General features: G+C 63.4%; 3 protein-coding genes. All 3 read left to right on the forward strand.

All coding sequences use genetic code 11. The annotated features are described in order from the left end of the window. Nucleotides 1-244 precede the first annotated feature (244 nt). Nucleotides 245-1,597, forward strand: a complete 1,353-nt coding sequence (locus DBR24_RS14260; protein ID WP_128615082.1) for a 3-oxoacyl-ACP reductase — start codon at nt 245-247, stop codon at nt 1,595-1,597. Nucleotides 1,598-1,599: 2 nt separating this feature from the next. Beyond that, nucleotides 1,600-2,454, forward strand: a complete 855-nt coding sequence (locus DBR24_RS14265; RefSeq protein WP_128615083.1) for a MaoC/PaaZ C-terminal domain-containing protein — start codon at nt 1,600-1,602, stop codon at nt 2,452-2,454. 476 nt (nt 2,455-2,930) lie between these two features. Further along, nucleotides 2,931-3,973: collagen-like triple helix repeat-containing protein (locus DBR24_RS14270; protein WP_177490555.1), on the forward strand; the 1,043-nt coding region annotated here is incomplete at its 3' end.

Here is a 3,973-nt window from a genome sequence, read left to right on the forward strand (position 1 = left end):
CTCATGAATAACTCCTTGTTGAATATCCGGGTTCATAGAGAACCCTGTGGGAGCTGGCTTGCCAGCGATGGGGCCGGCACATCCAACCTTTTCAGTGGCTGACACTCCGCTATCGCTGGCAAGCCAGCTCCCACAGGGTCGGTGGTCTACTCTGCTGTTCTAGCGTAGGCCTTATTGCGTGGATCGAACGATTGATTGCCGTGGGTAGTCCACACTTTGAACCCCAACTTTTGGAGAGCGTTCCATGTCTGACCGCTATATCGACTTCGCCAACTCGTCCATCGGCCACCGTTTGGTCGGGGCTTTGGGCCTGCCGTCGCCGGTGCGACTGGAACGCTGGCAGACCGGGCGCCTGCGGCCGGTGGACGGTGCGCTGCTGCTCGGTGGCGGGCCGCTGGCAGAGCGGGTCAATACCTTTGCCAACCGCCTGACCGATGCGATCTACAGCTACGGCACCGAACCTTCGATGGCCGCCGCGTGGATTCCCGGCCACGGCCCGAAACTCAAGGCCGTGGTGTTCGACGCCAGCGACCTGCAGCACACCGACCAGCTCAAGCAGTTGCGCGAGTTTTTTCAGCCGCTGATGAAAAATCTCGAGCACAGCGCACATCTGGTGATTCTCGGCCGGGCGCCGGAAACCCTGCGCGATCCCTTTGCGGCCAGCGCGCAACGGGCGCTGGAAGGTTTCTCACGCTCGCTGGCCAAGGAGCTGCGCAGCGGCGGCACCCTGCAACTGATTTATGTCGGCGAAGGCGCCGAAGATCAGCTGGAAGGCCCGCTGCGGTTTTTCCTTTCGCCGAAAAGTGCGTTTGTTTCCGGGCAAGTGATTCGGCTGACGGCGTGCACTACGCCAGTGACCGACTGGACCCGCCCCCTGGCCGGGCGCAAGGCGCTGGTCACCGGTGCCGCGCGGGGCATTGGAGCGTCCATCGCCGAAACGCTGGCCCGTGATGGCGCCGAGGTGATTCTGCTCGACGTGCCGCCGGCCAAGACCGATCTTGATGCCCTGGCGGCGCGCCTCGGCGGTCGCAGCATCACCCTCGATATCTGTGCCGAAGACGCTGCCACGCAACTGATCGAACACCTGCCGGACGGCCTCGACATTCTGGTGCATAACGCCGGCATCACCCGTGACAAGACCCTGGCCAACATGACCCCGGAATTCTGGGACGCGGTGCTGGCGGTCAACCTCAACGCCCCGCAAGTGCTGACCAAGGCCCTGCTCGACAACGGCACCTTGCACGACAACGCACGGGTGATTTTGCTGGCCTCGATCAGCGGCATCGCCGGCAACCGCGGGCAGACCAACTATGCCGCGAGCAAGGCCGGGTTGATCGGACTGGCTCAGGCGTGGGCCCCGACATTGCTCGAGCGCGGTATCAGCATCAATGCCGTGGCACCGGGTTTTATCGAAACCCAAATGACCGCGCATATCCCGTTCGGCCTGCGCGAAGCCGGGCGGCGCATGAGTTCACTGGGCCAGGGCGGCTTGCCCCAGGACGTCGCCGAAGCGGTGGCATGGCTGGCGCAACCGGGCACTGGCGCGTTCACCGGCCAGGCGCTGCGGGTCTGCGGCCAAAGTGTTCTGGGGGCGTAGACATGAGCATTGAATGGCACACCCTCGACCGCGAACCGCGCCTGCCCGGCCTGTATGTGCGGGCCGCGACGCGTCGCAAGATCAGCGGCACCCAGTTGCCCGACAGCGGTTTGCGCTGCTGGGTCGATGTCGACGCACAAAAACTGGCGGCCTATCGCAAGGTCTGTGGCTTTGCCGATGACGGCCTGTTGCCGCCGACTTATCCGCATATCCTCGCCTTCGCGTTGCAGATGCAATTGCTCACGGAGAAAGACTTTCCGTTTCCGCTGCTGGGGCTGATTCACCTGAGCAACTGCATCCGCGTAGTGCGGCCGATGGGCGGGATCAGTCGCGCGCAAGTGAGCGTTCGCGTGCTCAACCTGCAACCGCATCCGAAGGGCGCGACGTTTGATGTGCTGACCACTCTGGACGACCAGCTCGGACCGCTGTGGGAAGCCGAAAGCCGCATGCTCTGTCGCGGGGTGAAACTGGCAGGCGAGTCGCCCGAACAGGACTGGGAGCCCGCGCAAACGCTGGTGGAAGTGGCGCACTGGAAAGCCCCGACGGACATCGGCCGGCAGTACGCCAGGGTGTCCGGAGACTACAACCCGATTCATCTGAGCGCCGCGAGTGCCAAGGTATTCGGCTTCCCCACGGCCATCGCCCATGGCTTGTGGAACAAGGCTCGCACGCTGGCAGCGCTGGCCGATCACTTGCCCCGGGCGAATCTGGAAATCACCGTGCACTTTCGCAAACCGGTGCGCTTGCCGAGCGAGGTGACACTGCTGGCGAGCGCGCCTGGGTCCAGCGGTGAATTGCGCCTGGTGGGTGCCGGGGATCTGCAGCACATGGTTGGGCAGTGGCAGCCGCTGGCCTGAACAACCGGAAAAATGACCTGCTGCCTGTGGCAAGGGGATTTATCCCCGTTGGGGCGCGCAGCCGCCCCAGCACAAGCACCTGCGGTGAATCTGATACACCCGGTACATCTGATTGCGACGACTGCGCCGCCGAGCGGGGATAAATCCCCTCGCCACAGATGCTCCGTTGCGTGCATTTCACTGGCGGGGCAAGCCTGTAAATTGTATATATCACTTAAGTTTTTCTTCCCGCTTTGCTCCCTGCGGCAAAAAACCCGGCCTTGATTTTCAAGGCTTTTTTTTGCCTGCCTATCACCCCGGTATTAGTTCTTAGGCACTGCGCAGCCCCTTATATATAAAGGCGTTAATACCAACTTGAGAATGGCGTGAACTGACCGCGCGATTGAGATTGGCACCACGGACGAGGCATTGCCGGCGACAGATCGGCGAGCCATCGAAAACGACGAATGTTGTGACAGGTGCAAGGAATCTCAATCATGAAAACTCAAGACGTGTGGTGCAAATCGGCAATTACTCTGGCATTGATCCTCTCCCTCGGCCTCGCCGGCTGCAGCAGTGGCGGTGGCGGTCATCACAGCAGTTCGGGCAGCTCATCCTCCGATGGCGCGGCACCAGGAGCGGCTAACGGCGGCACCAGTGGAACCGGTGGTTCAAGTGGCACCGGTGGTACTGCGGGCACTGGCGGCACTGGCGGCACGGGCGGAACCGGTGGCACGACCACCCCGACAACACCAACCACGCCGACCGATCCAGGTGGTCCAACCACCCCGACCACGCCGACACCTTCACCACTGGTGACCAGCACCCTGGTCCAGGATGTCGGTAATACCGTCGCCGGCGTCGGCACTGGCGTCGGTCAGGTCGGCGACTCCCTGAGCGCCGTGCCTGTGGTCGGTGGCGTGGTGCAAAGCGCCGCCAAAACAGCAGGCAAGGTGGTCACCACACTGGGTGATGGCGTGGCCAACGGCATCGGCAAGTTAGGCACCGTCGATAACGGTCTGGGTGTCACCGCGTCGTCCGTCGGCGGCGTGGTCGCGGATGTCGGCAGCGGCGTCTCGGACCTGAGTGGCAAGCTCGCCACCGCCACCAACAGCGTTCCCGTGGTGGGCGGCGTGGTGACCAAAGTCGCACCGGTGCTCGACGGTGTTGGCGAGAAAGTCACTATGCTCGGTGACACCCTCAGTGTCGCCACCACCACCGGGCCGCTCGGTTCCGTGACCAAGAGTGTCGGCAACGGGCTGGTGCCGGTGATTGCCATGGTGGAAAGCACCACCGACAAAGTCGGTGATGCAACCGGGCTCGGCGCTCCACTCAACGGCCTGATCAAACAAGTCGGCACTGCGGTTGACGGCGTGGGCGACAAAGTGACCGGCGCCGGCAACGGCAACGCGCTGACCAATACGGTCGGCGGCGCCCTGAGCAACGTCGGCACGGCGGTCGGCAAAGCCGGCGGACTGGTGGACAACGGCACCGCTTCAGGGGGCGTCGGCGGCGGTCTTGGCGGCGGTCTCGGTGGTAC

It is taken from the genome of Pseudomonas sp. HMWF006 (genome assembly GCF_003061205.1).
GTDB classification, from domain to species: Bacteria; Pseudomonadota; Gammaproteobacteria; order Pseudomonadales; family Pseudomonadaceae; genus Aquipseudomonas; species Aquipseudomonas monsensis.